We start from the raw sequence: 13,775 nt of genomic DNA, 5'->3' as shown, positions 1-13,775 counted from the left end.
GCGGATGACGGTGTGGTGCCGGGTCTGCGGGACCCGGATCGCACGGCGAGCCGTGATCGTCGGCGGCGAGCCGGTGGGAACCCGGTCGTGGTGCCCGTACCGCTGCGATTCGCGCACAGCACTGCTCCGGCACTGAGAACACCGCCGAGCGTGCGCAGGCCGATCAGCTCGTCGACAGCACCCGGTCCAGCGTCGCGTATCCCGCCGGCTCCCAGGTCGGCTTGCCTCCCGGCAGACCGAGCCGCCCGTTCCGCCCGACGTGGATCAGGCCCAACGCCCGGAGCATCGCCCAGCCGCGGGCCCGGGTGATCGTCGCGTCGTCGGCGCGTCCGTAGGCCTCGAAGAACCGGCCGGCCGCGCCGGCGGGTAACAGGATCCAGGCGGCGGACAGGTCGGTCGCAGGATCGCCGGCGCACATGTCGCCGAAGTCGATGACGCCGGTGAGCGTCCCGTCCCGGACGACGACGTTCGCCGGATGCAGGTCGCCGTGCAGCCACACCGGCGCTCCGTGCCAGGCCGGCGCCGCCACCGCGTTCTCCCAGATCTCCCGCGCACGTGCTACGCCGGGGTGGTCGGCGATCATGCGGAAGCCGCCCTCCCGGTTCTCCTGCCCGGCCAGCGGGACGCCGCGAGTGGGGCTGACCGGTGCGTCGGCGGGCGCCGGCGAGTGCAGGGCGCGGAGGAACTCCGCGAGGATCTCGGCGGAGTCGGCACCGGTGATCGGCGTCCGGTCGGCCGGCTCCCCCTCGACCCAGCGCGCGATCGTCCAGGTGTGCTCGAACAGCGACGACGGCGCGCCGATCCGCACAGGGGTCGGCGTCGGGAGCGGGAGGCGGCCGGCCAGCACCGGCAGCCAGGTCTGCTCGATGACCAGCAGCACGGGTGCGCGCTCGGTGCGCGGCATGCGGACGGCGAGCTCGTCGCCGAGTCGCCACTGCTGGTTGTCCCAGCCTCCGTCAACGTCCCGAAGTTCGAGGTCCGCGAGATCCGGATGCTGCTCCCGCAGCAGCGCGCGCACGAGGTCCTGCTCGAACCTGAACTCCGTCATCGGCAGTTCTCCGCGCCTACGGTTCGCGCCGGGTGAGCACCTTCGCTGCGCCCTCGGTGATCGCGACCGTGTGCTCGGAGTGTGCCGTGCGGGAACCGTCGGCCGACCGGATGGTCCAGCCGTCGGGGTCGTAGACGACCCGGTCGGTCGTGCGCGCGAGCCACGGTTCGAGGGCGAGGGTCAACCCCGGCTGCAACCGCAGCCCGCGGCCGGCCTTGCCCTTATTGGGGATGTGCAGCCCGCCGTGCATGGTGCGGCCGATGTCGTGACCGCCGAACTCGGTGTTGACCGGGTAGCCGTAGGACTTCGCCACCGCTCCGATCGCCGCCGAGATGTCGCCGAGGCGGTTGCCCGGGCGGGCGGCCGCGATCGCGGCTTCGAGGGCCTCCTCGGTGGCGCGGATGATCCGCAGGTCCTCCTCGGCGGGGGTGCCCACGATGACGGTGCGGGCCGAGTCGGCGACCCAGCCGTCGATGCTGACGGCGATGTCCGCACAGAGCACGTCGCCGTCACGCAGCGTGTAGTCGTGCGGCAGGCCGTGCAGGACGGCGTCGTTGACCGACAGGCAGATGACGTTGTGGAACGGGCCACGCCCGAACGACGGCGCGTAGTCCCAGTAGCAGGACTCGGCGCCGCGCTGCTTGATCATGTCGCGGACGTGGTGCTCCAGGTCCATGAGGTTCACGCCGACGTCGGCGAGCCGGCCGACCTCGGTCAGCACCTCGGCCACGAAACGCCCGGTCACGTGCATGCGGTCGATCTCCGCGGGCGTCTTCAGCTCGATCACTACGTACCTCGCGTCACAGGATGTCGGTATTGTTATACCGCTCGACTCTAACGCTTGCCGGGATAGTAATACCACCCCTACCCTCGTGGCATGGTCCGTCAGCCGCTCACGCCCGAGCAGATCGACGCCGGCCGGCGTCTCGGCGCCCTGATCCGGCACGCGCGGGCCGGGCGCGACCTTACCGACGTCGCACAGGCGGCCGGGATCTCGCCGGAGACGCTGCGCAAGATCGAGACCGGCCGGCTGCCGTCGCCGGGGTTCGGGACGATCATCTGTCTCAGCGAGGCGCTCGACGTGCCGGTACAGGAATTGGCGGCGACGTGGCGGGGCGCCGACCTGCCGCTGGAGGCGGCCGGATAGACCCCGCCTGGTCAGGCGTCGAGCTCGGTCGCGGCGTCGACGTGCACCGGCGCCCCCTCGAGCCCGAGGGCGCGTGCGATCTCCGGAATCCCGGGGTCCGCGAGGAAGCCCTCGTAGTCCGCCGGATCCCAGTCGAACACGGACCACACCCGGTGCTCGTCGTCGGGATCGAGATAGACGCGGGCACTCCGGCAACGGTGCTCCCGGCGCTTCTCCGCGCCGATGCCCTCGAAGACCTCCATGAAGCGATCGAGGTCGGAGACCCTGGCAACGGTCACGATCATCACGCACTCCCTCTCCCTGCTTCGACCTTCCGATCAGGACGGTAGAAACTCGACCCGGGTCGAGGTCAAGGCTCGATCCGGGCGCTTCGCGCCGGGTCGGCACCGTCCACGTGGCGCAGCAGGAGGTAGCCGCCGGGTGGCTTTCCCGGGGACGGGGCGGCGATGCGCATGCGCCCGAGCTCGGCAAAGTCGTGTGCCCGCAGCCGTCCGGCGAGCGCGTCCAGGCTCCACAGGAACGCCGGCGACGCCTTGTGGTCGTACGGGATCCAGCCGTCGTCACCCGCACTGTCAGTGATCTGCACACCGATCAGCAGCGGCCCGCCCGGTTCGATCACCCGGGCGAACTCGCCCAGGACATCCGGAAGGAGATCCGGCGGAGTGTGGATCAGCGAGAAGTGGGCGAATACGCCGGCCACCGACCGGTCCGGTGCGTCGAGCTGGAGCAGGGAACCGACCTCGAAGCGCAGGTCGGGGCGATACCGGCGGGCGATCGTGACCATGGCCGGTGACAGGTCGATCCCGTACGCCCGGGTGCCGTCCCGATCCAGGTGATCGGTCCACTGTCCGGAACCGCACCCCGCGTCGAGCACCGCACTGTCCGATCCACCGGCGCGGACGAGACGGGCGAAGGCGTTGATCATCGCGGCGGAGAGGGCGTCGATGACGTCGTCACGCCCTCGCCGCACCAGGTCGTCGTACAGCTCGGCGACGTCGTCGTAGTCCCGACGCGTCCGTTCCACGGCCTCGTGCTCGCGCATACCGCGGAGACTAGGGAGTGGGTCCGACATCGAAGCGTCGAGCGTTCTACCGCTGCGACACCCACGAGTCACGACCGTCGCCGTCGATCGGGATCGGAGGTCCGGTCGCCACGTCCGGGCGGACGGTCGCGCTCCACAATCCACGGACCCGGGCCAGCCACTCCCGTACGAACAGATCGCCGCCGCCGGTCGTGAGCACCTGCACCTCGAGCCCCGCGGCGTCCGCGAGCAGTGCCGCCCGGGCCGCATAGAGGTCCTGCGTCACGACCACCGCCGTGGTCACGCCGAAGACGTCGTTCGCCCGGCGCATGGTGTGCCAGGTGTCGAACCCGGCGTAGTCGGTGAAGACGTCCTCGGGGGCGACGCCGGCTGCCAGGGCCGCATCGCGCATCGGTCCGGGCTCGTCGTACCCGGCACGGGCGGCGCCGGACATGAGGATCACGTCCACCGTGCCGCGGTGGTAGAGGTCCACGGCCGCATCGACGCGCTCGGCCACGACCGCTCCCAGGCTCCCGTCGGGATGGACGTGCGAGCCGGGGACGATCGCCACGTGGGCCGGTCGCACCAGGGACACCTGGGTGGTCAGATCCTCCGCGGCCCGCTGGACGACGATCACGTTGGCCACCGCGACGACGAGCCCGCCGAGCAGGGCGAGCACCCCGACGACGACCCCGAGGACCCGGGACGCCGGCACCGCGGCGGGGGACGTCACGTCAGGTCGAGGTGGTACACGGCCAGAGGTCGAGGCACACCTCGAGCTTAGCCACGGCACCCCTCAGCACATCGACATCGGACCCGGCGCGAACGGGTCGAGAGCGCCGTCGACGGGCCGTCGGACCCCCCGGAGGCGCAGGAGGTCCGATGCGCGGATCAGAGCCGCCGCTGCAGTGCGCCTGTCATGAGAGAGGCTCCGCCCAGGAGCGGCGGCCGTCGCCGTCGATCGGGATCGCGGGTCCGGCTGTCACCTTCGGCCGGATGGTGGCCTCAGCCAGCCCACGAACGCGGGCGAGCCATTCCCGACCCGCCCGGCCGCCGTCGCCGATCAGGAGTCCCTGCGCGTCGAGCCCCGCCGCGTGCGCGAGGTCGACCGACCGCGCGGCGTACAGGTCCTGCGTCACGACGACCGCCGAGGTGACCTGGAAGATCTCGTTCGCCCGGCGCATGGTGTGCCAGGTGCTGAAGCCGGCGTAGTCGGTGAAGACATCCTCGGGCGCCACGCCGGCGGCGAGGGCGGCGTCGCGCATCGCGCCGGGCTCGTCGTAGGAGGCCGTGCTGTTGTCCCCGGACATGAGCAGCGCGTCGACAGTCCCGCGGTGGTAGAGCGCCACGCCCGCCTCGACCCGCGCGCGCACGATCTCGCCGAGGCTGCCGTCGGACCGGACCAGGGAGCCCGGCACGATCGCCACCTGGGCCGGGCGCAACCGAGACACGTCGCCGGTGACGCTCTCCGCCGTCCGCTGGACGACGACCAGGTTGGCCGCCGCGCCGACGAGCCCCCCGAGCAGCACGACGACGCCCAGCATCCGGAACACCGGCAGTTCGGAGAACGGCCTCACCGCGGGATCGGTGGAAGCACGGTCGGGCGCCCGGTCACTCCTCGATCGTAGCCACCGGCGCCGACGCCGTGCCGCGACCGACGACGGCGCCCTACGCTGCCCGCGGTGCCGACGACCGCGCGGCCGGAGGAGTCGATGTCGGATGACGGCCGGACGACCGATGCCCACACAGGACGACGTGCTCGGGTACTTCAGCACGCTGTCGAACTGGGGACGCTGGGGCGACGACGACGAGCGCGGCACCCTGAACCACATCACCGACGACGTCCGGCTGGCGGCGGCCCGGACCGTGCGACATGGCCGCAGCGTGTCGTGCGCGTGGGAGGTCACCGCGCCCGACGACATGGAGCGCTCGACCACGACCTGCCCGTGCGCCGCGGACATGCCCGGCGCCGACGACATGCCCCTGCCCGGATTCCGCAACGACCGGCGCTGGGGCTTCTCCTCCGAGCGGCTCGGCCTAAGCTTCCACGGCAACACGCTCACCCACCTCGACTCGCCGTGCCACATCTTCTGGGACGGCACGATGTACAACGGACGGCCGCACTCGCGGGTCGACCCGGAGTCCGGATCGTCGTGGGCGGCCGTCACGGCGGCGGCGGACGGGATCTCGACGCGCGGTGTCCTGCTGGACATCGCCCGCGTCCGCGACGTGCCGTGGCTGGAACCGGGGCAGGGCGTGTTCCCCGCCGACCTCGAGGAGGCCGAGCGTAGTCAGGGGGTGCGGGTGCGCTCCGGCGATGCGGTGCTCCTGCGGACCGGCTACGGGCGGGCCCGGCACGAGACCGGTCCGAGCGGCGGGTTCACGCAGGCCGGCTGGCACGCGTCGTGCCTGCCGTGGTTGCAGGAGCGCGAGGTCGCGATGATCGGTGCCGACACCCCGCAGGACGTGCAGCCGTCGGGGTACGACGACGTCCTGATGCCGGTGCATGCCGTGGGGCTCGTGGCTATGGGGTTGTGGTTGCTCGACAACTGCGATCTGGAGGCATGTGCGAAGACGGCGGGTGAGCTCGGGCAGTGGGATTTTCAGCTGTCGGTCGCGCCCCTGCGGCTCGCGGGGACGTCAGGGAGTCCGGTCAATCCGATCGCGACGTTCTGAGGGTGGTCGCTCGGTGCTCAGGCGCTGGGGTCGACGTAGAGGCTGCGCTTGGAGATGTACTGCACCACCCCGTCGGGTACGAGGTACCAGACCGGCCGCCCCGCCTCGACGCGCTCACGGCAGTCGCTCGACGAGATCGCCATCGCCGGCACCTCCACCAGCGTGATCGACCCGTCGGGCAGGTGCCCGTCGGCGAGCTCGTACCCGGGCCGCGTGACGCCGATGAAGTGCGCGTGCCGGAACAGCTCCCCGACCTTGCGCCAGGACAGGATCTGCTGGATCGCGTCCGCACCGGTGATGAAGTACAGCTGCGCGTCGGGCATGGCGTCGTGCAGGTCGGCGAGGGTGTCGGCGGTGTAGGTGGGGCCCTTGCGGTCGATGTCGACCCGGCTCACCGAGAACCGTGGGTTGGACGCCGTCGCGATGACCGTCATCAGGTAGCGGTCCTCGGCCGGTGACACGGGCCGGCCCGTCTTCTGCCACGGCTCGCCGGTCGGCACGAAGATCACTTCGTCCAGGGCGAAGCGGTCGGCCACCTCGCTGGCTGCGACGAGATGACCGTGGTGGACCGGGTCGAACGTCCCGCCCATCACGCCGATCTTGCGCTGCATCAGCGCAGACTATGACGTCCTGGGCGCCGGCACCTCCGGTGCCCCGGGGTAGAGATGGCGGAACTGGACGCTGATCCGCGGTCCGCTCGCGGCCACCTTCGGCACGCTGTGCTGCCAGGTCCGCTGGCACGTCCCGCCCATGACCAGCAGGTCGCCGGACGCGAGCGGGAACGACACCGAGGTCCCTCCCCCGGTCGGGCGCAGCCGCAGCGGCCGCGTCGCCCCCAGTGACACGAGTGCGACGACGGCCTCCGGGCGCTCCCGCGCGACCCGGTCGCCGTGCCAGGCGACGCCGTCCGCACCGTCGCGGTAGAGGTTCGCGCCGACCTGGGTGAAGGCCACGTCATAGTGCCCACCGAGCTCGGATGCCATGTCCCGCAGGCGCCGCGGGGGCTCGTCGCCGCCACCGAGCACCCAGCGGTGGGTCAGCCGGGGCTCGACGACCATCCGGTCGTACATCCGGCGCGTGTACCCCTGGAACGGGACCGTCTCCCGGAGCCGGTCGAACAGGGTGTCCGGATCCGGCACCCAGCCGGGGACGACGTCGACCCACGCCCCGTGCGCCAGCTCGTGCCGGTACGCGGAGTGCAGGCCGGCGCCGTGGGCCGCATCCTCGTCGAGGGCGGCGAACAGCGATCCCTGCCAGCTGGCGTCCACCGTCCGGAGACTACGCCCGATCGAACCCGTGTTCGATCCCGATCATGCTGCGTGATCACCGGTTCCGGAGCGGAGCGTTCGCGACGTGAGCGCCGCGCTCCGGAGCCGACGATCAAGGCTCGCCGTCACCCGGTCGACAGGGCCGACGCGCGAGTCGTCACCGTGCGTGGAGTCCATCACTGGAATGATGTCGATCATGAGCTCCCCGTCGTCACCCAGGACCGAAGGGGCCGCGCTGTCCTACCTCGGGCTGCGCCGCGCGGTCGGTGTGATCGGGATCCTGCTGCCGCTCGTCCTCGTCGTGGGCGACTGGGTGCTCGGCGACGACGGGCTGCGTCCCTCGATCAGCAGCTACTACTACACCCCGATGCGCGACGTGTTCGTCGGCAGCATGTGCGCGGTCGGCGTGTTCCTCTTCTGCTACCGCTACGAACGTCCGGACCGGTTGCTGGCCAACGTGACCGGGACGGCGGCGATCGCCGTCGCACTGCTGCCGACCCGGCCCGAGGTCGGTGCGACGACGACGCAGTACGTCGTCGGCGTCCTGCACCTGGTCGCGGCGCTGGTCTTCTTCGCCGGCCTGGCGGCGTTCTGCCTGGGCCTGTTCACCCGCGGCGAGGTGACCAACCCGCGGAAGGCCTCGCGCAACGTCGTCTACCGGATCTGCGGGTGGACGATCATCGCCTGTCTCGTGGTCGCGGCCCTGGACGCCGCGTTCCTGCCGGACGAGCTGGCGGTGCGCTGGAACACGCTGTTCTGGATCGAGGCTGTGGGGATCGTGGCGTTCGGCGTCGCGTGGTTCGTGAAGGGCGACACCGTGCTGAAGGACCCGCCGTCGACCGATCCGGCGCCCGCGGTCTGATCCGGCCCCGGCACGGCTGTGGCCCGCCCGGAGACCGGGCGGGCCACAGCCGGGACGACGCGGTGCGTCAGAGCGCGACGACGTCGTCGACGGTCGGGAACTCGGGCATCGCGTCGAGCGCGTCCGGGGTCTCGAGGTCGGTGGGCGCCTCGGGGGCCTCCGGCGCGTCGACGCCCTCGGTGGCCTCGTCGAGGGCGTTCTCGATCTCCTCGACGACCTCGCCCGCGGCCTCGTCGAGCTCGCCGGCAGCCTCGTCCGCCTCGCCGGCAGCCTCGTCGATCTCGTCGAGGACGTCCTCGCCCTCCTCGACGACGTCGTCGACGGCCTCGGTCGCGTCGTCGGAGTCACCCGGCAGGCCGAGGTCGAGGTCGAGGTCGTCGCCGACCATGTCGAGGATCGGGTCGAGCGGGGTGGTCGGAAGCTCCGGAGCCACGTCGGACGGCGCGTCGATGCCGTCCACCGGGCTACCGGCCGTGTCCTCGTGGTGGCCGTGGTCGTGCTTGTTCTTGTGGTCACCGCCGTGCTCGTCACCCGCGAACGCCATTCCGGGAGCCGCAAAGGCCAGGGGCATCAGCGTCGCCCCGACGATCGCGCCGCGCAGGCTCTTCCGCATCTGGTCCACAACCTCTCGCTGGTCGAACGGCCGTTGATCACGGCCTCGCTCGGGCCAACGAGGGCCTCGCACGACACGCAACGGATCTTCACCTGAAGACGGAATGCGCAACGCACAGTCAGGGCCGGTCCGGACACCCCCTCGGTTCCGGACCGGCCCTGCTGCGTCGCCGAGCGTCTCAGCCGATCGCCGTGGGCTCTCCGCCACCGACGATCATGCTGACGAGCGACTCCACCTGGAGCGGACCTTCGGACACCGGCTCGGGAGCCGGGTCGCCCTCGTCCATGTCCCACTTCTCGTACTCGTGGTCGTACGTCTTCTTCTTGTCGTGCTTGTCGTGCTTCTTCTTGCCGTGGTCGTGCTTGTCGTACCCGTGGTCGTCGTCCTTCTCGTAGGACGAGTGGTCCTTGGACGAGTCGTACGAGTCGTCGTCGTAGCCGGTGTCACCGGCGAACGCCATACCGGGGCCGGCGAACGCCAGCGGCATCAGGGCCGCGCCGACGATCACACCGCGAACGGACTTACGCATCTCACAACCTCCTCGTCGATCGACAGGCCATCGCAAAGGGCCTTGCCGACTCAACGAGAAGCACCAACAGCCGCAACGGAGCGTCACTCGATAGATCCGCCATCTCCGAGAATCCCAGGTCAGAGCGATCTTGAGCTCTGGAGATCGACACGAAGCGTCATAGCGCACTCCATCGGGCCGGCACCCCTCCGACGCCCGCTCCCCGGCGCCGGCGCGACCGTCGTCAGAACGACGGTGCGAGCATGGCCATGGCAGGCACCTGTCCCGATGTGCCGGCCTGACCGTCCATGTCGGATTCCCCGTCCCGGTCGCCGGAGTCCTCGCTCCCGGAGTCGTCGCCCCCGGAGTCGCCCCGGGAGTCCTCGCCCCCGGCGTCGTCGCTCGGGCCCGGGTCGAACGGGATCGAGCCGGAGACGTCGTCCGGGTCCGTGTGCTCGGAGTCCGGATAGTCGGAGTCGTCGACGCCGTCGGAGCCGGAGTCGGAGTACCCCGACTCGTCGGGATCGGGCCCACCGTCGACGATCCCGTCGACGACGTCGCCGTCCCCGGGCTCCGTCGTGTCGTCCTCGTCCTCCGGCGCCGAGGAGTCGTCGCCGTCCACAGAACCCGTGGAGTCGTCCTCGTCCCCGGGACCCGTGGAGTCGTCGTCACCCCCGGGCCCCTCGCCCTCGCCGGAGTCGTCCGAGTCGTCCTCGCCGACCGGCGGGTCGCTCGGCAGCGCGGGGAGCTCCGTGTCCCCGGTCTCCGGCAGGTCCACGAGGTCGTCGAGATCACCGGGCTCGACGGGAACCGTCGGGACCTCGGGGGAGCCCAGGCCCACCGGATCGTCCAGTTCGACGGGCGGCACCACGTCGACCGGGTCCTCCGTCTCACCCGGCAGCACGGGGTCCAGCATCTCCCCCGGTCCACCCGGGAGCCCCGGAATCTCCGGGAGCTCCGGGTCGAGCAGCTCCCCGGGTCCCCCCGGGAGCAGCGGATCCAGGACGCCCGTCGGGTCCGGCAGCTCCGGGCCCGTCTCGTCCTCCGGGTCCGGGTCCGGGTCGACGTCGATCGGGAGCGCATCGATCGGGAGCGCAGGGTCGCCCGGATCCGGGTCCTGCGGCTCGCCCGGCTCCATCGGGACGTCGGGGACCACCGGGTCCAGCACGTCCTCCGGATCCGGCACCGCCGGGTCGATCATGTCGCCCGGCTTCACCGGGTCCACGAGGTCGACCGGATCCACCGACCCACCGCCGGAGCCGCCGGGGTTCTCGCCCGAGCACTCCTCCCCGGGCTTCTCCTTCGGAAGCCCACCCGGGTGCAGATCGGTCAGATCGGGGACCTCCATCGTCGGCGGCAGCTCCGGCATGGCGTCCACCGGAGCGCCGGAGTCGCAGTCACAGTCGTCGTGCTCGTGCCCGTGGTCCCGGTCGTGCCCGCCCTTGTGCGGTCCCCCGTCATGACCGGCTCCACCGGCGAGCGCCGGTCCGGCACTCCCGATCGCGAGCGGCACGGCGGCGACGGCACCGACCACGGCGGTGCGCAGCGTCTTGCGCATGGCGTTCCCTCCTCGTCGGCCGAGAGGCCATCGCAAATGGCCTCGACCACACAACGAAGACGGTTGCTCTGCGCTACGTCACTTCACACGATCGAGTGACTCAGGTTTCGGACGGGTGATGATCAGGTACCGGACCGGATCGCCGCGTCGGCGAGGATCGGCAGGTAGGAGTCGAACACCCACGGGATCGACAACACGGAGGGTGCCGAGCTCGCCACCACCCGATCGGCGCCCACGACCGGCGCGAAGCCGCCCCTGGCCATCGCCGGGAGGGTGTCGACCGCGGGCGCGTCACGGAACGCCCGGACCTCCTCGTCGGTGGCGAAGAACCCGATCACCAGGTCGGAGTCCACACCGGACAGCAGCTCGGGGCTGACCGTGTAGTAGACCTCGTCGCCGCCGGGCGCGTTCTCCTCGACGTAGGGGGCCAGGGTCAGGCCGAGGTCGGTGACGAGCTGCACGCGCACGTCGCCGGCCCGGAAGACGCCGAGCGCGCCGCCGTCGATCCCTCCGGTGTAGACGAACGTTCTTCCGGCGAGCTGCGGGTACTCCCGCGCCGCGCCGGCGAGCGTCGCCCGGGTCTCGTCGATCAGCTGCGCGGCGCGTGCCGGGTCACCGAGGGCCTCGCCCGCGATCCGGGTCTGGTCCTCCCAGCCGGTGGAGTAGGGGGCGTCCGGGTAGGCGATGGTCGGCGCGATCGCCGACAGCTGCTCGTACTCGGCCGGGGTGAGCCCGGAGTAGGTGGCGAGCACCAGATCGGGCTCCGCCGCGGCGACCTCCTCCAGCGGGACCACGGCCAGGTCGTCCGAGCCGATCACCCGAGGGAACTCGCCGCCGTGCGCGACGATCGCGTCCCGCACCCAGGGCAGGACGCCCTCGGCGTCGCCGCCGTAGTCGGTCCGCGGGATCGCGACCGGCAGCACGCCCATCGCCAGCGCGACGTCGGTGTTCGCCGCGCTGAGCGTGACGACCCGCTGCGGGCGGTCCGGGACGACGGTCTCGCCCAGGGCGTGCGTGATCGTGGCCGGGAAGCCCTCCGCGACCTCCCCTCCGCCGCCGGCGCCCGGTTCCCCCGCACCACTGCCACATCCGGCGAGCAGCAGGAGCCCGGCGGCCCCGGAGAGCACCCCGCGACGGCTGACGGTGCGGGCGGACGGCGGTACTGCGGGCACGAAGTCTCCCCTTCTCGATCACAAACAAGGTGAGCCTAACCTGCCTGCGAGAGGGGTCCATATCGCTTACCGTCGGACAATGGAGACAGACACCACACCCCGGCCGGCGCTGGCCCGGGCGGGTCCGGGCGCGTTGTGGGTACAGCGTGGCGGCTCGACGCTGTTCGGCCTCATCACGGTCTTCGGGGCGGGGAACGGGTTCGTCGAGCCGGACGTGTTCGACGGCCTACCGACATGGCACCCCGTGCTGTGGTGGACCGGCCTCACCGCCGTCGCGCTGGCCGTCGCCACGGCCTGGGTGCTCTGCGGGCGCCTGCCGACCGAGTCGGTCCCCCGCTCGGTGGTGCATCAGGTGTCCCGGAGCCGGCGTCGGGCCGCGCGAGGAGATCTTCTCGCCGGACGGCGGCTCGACGAGGGCGCCCGCCGGGCCGTCGAGGTCGCCGTGACGCGGTGGTACGTCCACGTCGGACAGCTCCCGATGCTGCTGGCCCCCGTCGGGTCCATGGTGGTGCTGAACACCACCCGGCCGCTGAACGGCCTGCTGACCGCCTTCGTGCTCGCCGGTGTGGCGCTGATCGCCGGCACCCTGCTCCGGGCGCTGTGGGACCTGCCGCTCCGTTCGGCGGCGGCGCGGGCCGGGGCGCTGCCGGAGTTCCGCGATTCGGGGAGCTGACCGCGGCGGCTACCTCAGCGCCGCGACGACGAACGCCAGCTCGGGCTCCATCGCGTCCCGGTCGTCGTCGGCGTGCCGCGCGACCGCGTGCCGGTGCCCGATCGCCGCGGCCAGCAGCCGGGCCGCACCGCGCACGACCTCCGGGTCCCGGTGCGGAGCAGCCCCCGAGAGCATCTCGAAGACGGTGTCGTCCAGCTCCCCGGTACGCCGCTCCAGCGCCTCCCGCACCGCCGGGTGGGTGTCCGCCTCCCGCCACAGCAGGTGCGACAGCGTCGCCGACGACTCCAGCGTCCGGTCCAGTGCGGTCACCAGCGCTCGCAGGCTCGCCGGCAGGTCGCCCTCGACGAGCACGTCCCGGCCGCGTACCGGGTGCGGCAGCCGTTCGACCAACGCCTCGAGCAGGTCGGGCTTGCGGCGGAAGTAGTAGTGCACGAGCCCCTTCGGCACCCCGGCCCGCTCGGCGACCCGGGAGGTCGGCGTCGCGTCGAACCCGTCCCGGGCGAACAGCGACTCGGCCGCGTCCAGGATGCGGTCGCGGGCCGGGGCGTCCTCGGGGGGAGGCGGCGTGGGCTGCACGAGTCGATCCTGCCGCGCACATGAAGCGGACCGCGACCCGACCGGGAGGAGGCCCACTCATGACGCTTTAGTTCGGTCATACCGAACTAAAGCGTCATGAGTCGGGACAACACCGGGGGCGCGGTCCCCGAGTGGGGGGTCAGTGGGCGATCACGCCGCGGTGCGCCTCGGTCGCCGCCGGCAGCGCGGACGCCGCGACGATCACCGTGAGCACGCCGCCGACCCAGGACGTCCAGGCCGCGCCGGTGAGGGTGTCGTAGTACCCCATCACCCATGGCGCGAGGAACAGCAGCACGCCGATCACGCCGTGCACCCACTCGCTCGCCACGGAACCGGGCTGCGCGAGCGACCACAACGACGTGGCGGCGAGCACCACGCCCAGTACGACCATCGTCCACGCGGCAGCGACGCTCGTCGCCGTCACGATGGGCGAGAGCGCCACGAGCACACCGATCACCAGCGCGGCCCAGTCCTGCCACCGCTGCCACGACTGCTGAGAGGTCCCTGCCATCGCGATTCACCTTCTCCGTGAGGTCCCTGTGGGGATACCTCCGGTCTACGCTTGATTGGCCGGCCGGTCAAGACTGCGGCAAGTGTGCTGCAAGTCGCTCTACAGCGACCCGGCGCACGGTGTCCTCGCCCGATCACCCGAC

The 13,775-nt window shown here is 71.7% G+C and carries 18 protein-coding genes; 4 read left to right on the top strand and 14 right to left on the bottom strand.

Features of this window, described 5'->3' with window-relative positions; translation table 11 throughout:
* Positions 1 to 163: 163 nt before the first annotated feature.
* Together WIS52_RS21955 and map are read right to left on the bottom strand one after the other, a co-directional pair.
* The gene (locus tag WIS52_RS21955) at positions 164 to 1,048 is read right to left on the bottom strand and encodes an aminoglycoside phosphotransferase family protein (RefSeq protein ID WP_349300207.1); all 885 of its coding nucleotides are present in this window, start codon (positions 1,046 to 1,048) and stop codon (positions 164 to 166) included.
* 16 nt (positions 1,049 to 1,064) lie between these two features.
* Positions 1,065 to 1,835 carry a type I methionyl aminopeptidase gene (gene map / locus WIS52_RS21950; RefSeq protein ID WP_349300206.1) on the bottom strand — a complete coding sequence of 257 codons (771 nt, stop codon included), beginning with the start codon at positions 1,833 to 1,835 and terminating at the stop codon, positions 1,065 to 1,067.
* Positions 1,836 to 1,925: 90 nt separating this feature from the next.
* Here map and WIS52_RS21945 point away from each other — a divergent pair, with 90 nt between their 5' ends.
* Complete coding sequence (locus tag WIS52_RS21945; RefSeq protein ID WP_349300205.1) at positions 1,926 to 2,195, top strand: helix-turn-helix domain-containing protein; 270 nt, start codon at positions 1,926 to 1,928, stop codon at positions 2,193 to 2,195.
* Between the two features lie 11 nt (positions 2,196 to 2,206).
* Here the strand turns inward: WIS52_RS21945 and WIS52_RS21940 are convergent, their stop codons facing one another.
* The 4 genes from WIS52_RS21940 to WIS52_RS21925 all read right to left on the bottom strand — a co-directional run bounded on the left by WIS52_RS21940 (position 2,207) and on the right by WIS52_RS21925 (position 4,793).
* On the bottom strand, positions 2,207 to 2,479 hold the full coding sequence (locus tag WIS52_RS21940; protein ID WP_349300204.1) for a hypothetical protein: 273 nt from the start codon (positions 2,477 to 2,479) through the stop codon (positions 2,207 to 2,209).
* Between the two features lie 65 nt (positions 2,480 to 2,544).
* Positions 2,545 to 3,237 carry a class I SAM-dependent methyltransferase gene (locus tag WIS52_RS21935; RefSeq protein WP_349300203.1) on the bottom strand — a complete coding sequence of 231 codons (693 nt, stop codon included), beginning with the start codon at positions 3,235 to 3,237 and terminating at the stop codon, positions 2,545 to 2,547.
* A 46-nt stretch (positions 3,238 to 3,283) separates the two neighbouring features.
* Positions 3,284 to 3,949 carry a SanA/YdcF family protein gene (locus tag WIS52_RS21930; protein WP_349300202.1) on the bottom strand — a complete coding sequence of 222 codons (666 nt, stop codon included), beginning with the start codon at positions 3,947 to 3,949 and terminating at the stop codon, positions 3,284 to 3,286.
* Positions 3,950 to 4,133: 184 nt separating this feature from the next.
* Positions 4,134 to 4,793, bottom strand: coding sequence for a SanA/YdcF family protein (locus tag WIS52_RS21925; protein WP_349300201.1), 660 nt, complete (start codon positions 4,791 to 4,793; stop codon positions 4,134 to 4,136).
* Positions 4,794 to 4,953: 160 nt separating this feature from the next.
* Between WIS52_RS21925 and WIS52_RS21920 the strand changes: the two genes are divergently transcribed.
* Entirely contained in the window at positions 4,954 to 5,892 is a 939-nt protein-coding gene (locus tag WIS52_RS21920) for a cyclase family protein (protein ID WP_349300200.1), read from the top strand.
* Positions 5,893 to 5,909: 17 nt separating this feature from the next.
* Here the strand turns inward: WIS52_RS21920 and nadD are convergent, their stop codons facing one another.
* Complete coding sequence (gene nadD, locus WIS52_RS21915; protein WP_349300199.1) at positions 5,910 to 6,503, bottom strand: nicotinate-nucleotide adenylyltransferase; 594 nt, start codon at positions 6,501 to 6,503, stop codon at positions 5,910 to 5,912.
* Positions 6,504 to 6,512: 9 nt separating this feature from the next.
* Positions 6,513 to 7,160: an alpha-ketoglutarate-dependent dioxygenase AlkB gene (locus WIS52_RS21910; protein WP_349300198.1), complete on the bottom strand. Its 648-nt coding sequence runs from the start codon at positions 7,158 to 7,160 to the stop codon at positions 6,513 to 6,515.
* A 196-nt stretch (positions 7,161 to 7,356) separates the two neighbouring features.
* Here WIS52_RS21910 and WIS52_RS21905 point away from each other — a divergent pair, with 196 nt between their 5' ends.
* On the top strand, positions 7,357 to 8,022 hold the full coding sequence (locus WIS52_RS21905) for a DUF998 domain-containing protein (RefSeq protein ID WP_349300197.1): 666 nt from the start codon (positions 7,357 to 7,359) through the stop codon (positions 8,020 to 8,022).
* Between the two features lie 67 nt (positions 8,023 to 8,089).
* Here the strand turns inward: WIS52_RS21905 and WIS52_RS21900 are convergent, their stop codons facing one another.
* The 4 genes from WIS52_RS21900 to WIS52_RS21885 form a co-directional block, all read right to left on the bottom strand.
* The gene (locus tag WIS52_RS21900) at positions 8,090 to 8,635 is read right to left on the bottom strand and encodes a hypothetical protein (RefSeq protein ID WP_349300196.1); all 546 of its coding nucleotides are present in this window, start codon (positions 8,633 to 8,635) and stop codon (positions 8,090 to 8,092) included.
* 178 nt (positions 8,636 to 8,813) lie between these two features.
* Positions 8,814 to 9,164 (bottom strand): hypothetical protein, encoded by a 351-nt coding sequence (locus WIS52_RS21895; protein ID WP_349300195.1) that lies wholly within the window; start codon positions 9,162 to 9,164, stop codon positions 8,814 to 8,816.
* A 223-nt stretch (positions 9,165 to 9,387) separates the two neighbouring features.
* Positions 9,388 to 10,701: a hypothetical protein gene (locus WIS52_RS21890; RefSeq protein WP_349300194.1), complete on the bottom strand. Its 1,314-nt coding sequence runs from the start codon at positions 10,699 to 10,701 to the stop codon at positions 9,388 to 9,390.
* Positions 10,702 to 10,823: 122 nt separating this feature from the next.
* On the bottom strand, positions 10,824 to 11,873 hold the full coding sequence (locus tag WIS52_RS21885) for an ABC transporter substrate-binding protein (RefSeq protein WP_349300193.1): 1,050 nt from the start codon (positions 11,871 to 11,873) through the stop codon (positions 10,824 to 10,826).
* 79 nt (positions 11,874 to 11,952) lie between these two features.
* On the opposite strand from WIS52_RS21885, the gene WIS52_RS21880 reads away from it, so the two are divergent.
* Positions 11,953 to 12,546 (top strand): hypothetical protein, encoded by a 594-nt coding sequence (locus WIS52_RS21880; protein WP_349300192.1) that lies wholly within the window; start codon positions 11,953 to 11,955, stop codon positions 12,544 to 12,546.
* A gap of 9 nt (positions 12,547 to 12,555) precedes the next feature.
* Here WIS52_RS21880 and WIS52_RS21875 read toward each other — a convergent pair whose 3' ends face one another.
* A complete protein-coding gene (locus tag WIS52_RS21875) occupies positions 12,556 to 13,122 on the bottom strand; it encodes a TetR/AcrR family transcriptional regulator (RefSeq protein ID WP_349300191.1) in 567 nt (188 codons plus the stop codon).
* 139 nt (positions 13,123 to 13,261) lie between these two features.
* Positions 13,262 to 13,633, bottom strand: a complete 372-nt coding sequence (locus WIS52_RS21870; RefSeq protein WP_349300190.1) for an SPW repeat domain-containing protein — start codon at positions 13,631 to 13,633, stop codon at positions 13,262 to 13,264.
* Positions 13,634 to 13,775: the final 142 nt, after the last annotated feature.

Origin of the sequence: Pseudonocardia nematodicida (assembly GCF_040105385.1) — a bacterium.
GTDB lineage: Bacteria > Actinomycetota > Actinomycetes > Mycobacteriales > Pseudonocardiaceae > Pseudonocardia > Pseudonocardia nematodicida.
This window is presented reverse-complemented; position numbering and strand designations above follow the sequence as displayed.